Genomic DNA, 1,413 nt, shown 5'->3' with positions numbered 1-1,413 from the left:
ATCCCGGTCGTGAGGGGAAGCCGGAGCGAGACAGACGGCGACGTCCATTACGCTGATATTCCGCTCGTGACCGTTGGCGGCCGCAACGTGCTTTCTGTCCAGCTTGGGATCGGCATCGGCCTGACCGCCTCAGGTCTTGCGGCTCCCAAGCCGGCGGGCTCCTCGCTGGCCGACCTGATCCGCGAGATCAAGGCGCACACGTCAGCCGGCTCATCCGACCAGACCTCCCTGAGCGGCGGCGGCTCGGGCTTCCTCTCGAGCCTGCCAACCGACAAACCGCTGCTCGTGCAGACCATTGTCGCCACGCAGAGCGGAAGCCTCTCGGGCGTGCCGCTGGTGATCAGCGGCAGCAGCGCTGCGGGGGCGCCTCAAACCGCTCTGGTGATCGATGCCCGCGGCCTTGCCGCCGGCACCACCCTCGCGCTCCAGAACGTCGACTTCGCGGCGGTGATCGGCAACGTCAAGGTAACCGGCGGCGCCGGCTCCCAGGTGGTGTTCGGCGACAGTTCCAGGCAGCACATTGTGCTTGGAGCCGACGACGACACCCTGCACGGCGGCGGCGGCAACGACTATATCGGCTCGAAAGGCGGCGACGACTGGCTCTACGGTGATGCCGGACATGACACCGTCTCGGGCGGCTCCGGCAATGACCGGCTCTCCGGCGGGACCGGCCGGGACCGGCTCGATGGCGGCTCCGGCAGTGATTCCCTCAAGGGTGACTCCAGCCATGACACGGTCAGTGGCGGGTCGGGGAATGATCGCCTCTACGGCAACTCCGGCAATGACCGGCTCTCCGGCGGATCCGGAGCCGATACGCTGTGGGGCGGCACGGGGGCGGACCGGCTTGATGGCGGCTCGGGCAACGACAGTCTCAAGGGCAACAGCGGCAACGACCGGATCACCGGTGGCCTGGGCCGGGACAAGATGTGGGGCGGATCCGGTTCGAATGTGTTCGACTTCAACACGCTCCGGGAGAGCAAGGTCGGCTCGCAGCGCGACGTCATCTTCGACTTCCAGTCGGGCCGGGACCGGATTGATCTGCGCACCATCGATGCCAACGAGACCCGCAAGGGCAATCAGGCCTTCAGCTGGTCCGGGGGCGACGGGCCCTTCCTGTACCCGAACGAGTTCCTGAAGGCGGGCTTCACCGGCCAGGCGGGCGAGCTGCGCTACGAGCGCGGCATCCTGATGGGCGACACGGACGGAGACGGCCGGGCCGACTTCCAGATCAAGATCGTCGGCTTCTTCTCCGCTGGAGATGTGCTTTTGTAAGGCTGCTCGGGGCAGGGCGGGAAGATCTCTCGCTCTGCCTCGTTCTGTTCAAGTCCGGCCCACAAGCGCCGCAACCTGCATCAATTTCTGCTCCCGTCCTCGGAGACCGTCATGAAGCGCCTCTTCCTTTCTGTGTCCGTC

Annotated in this window: 1 protein-coding gene; it reads left to right on the top strand. The window is 66.5% G+C overall.

Annotation, left to right across the window (positions count from 1 at the left end; genetic code table 11):
* The coding region (locus tag LG661_RS24590) for a calcium-binding protein (RefSeq protein ID WP_230534624.1) at positions 1-1,272 on the top strand (1,272 nt) is incomplete at its 5' end.
* Between the last annotated feature and the right edge of the window lie 141 nt (positions 1,273-1,413).

The organism is Microvirga roseola (assembly GCF_020866965.1).
Taxonomy (GTDB): Bacteria; Pseudomonadota; Alphaproteobacteria; order Rhizobiales; family Beijerinckiaceae; genus Microvirga; species Microvirga roseola.
This window is presented reverse-complemented; position numbering and strand designations above follow the sequence as displayed.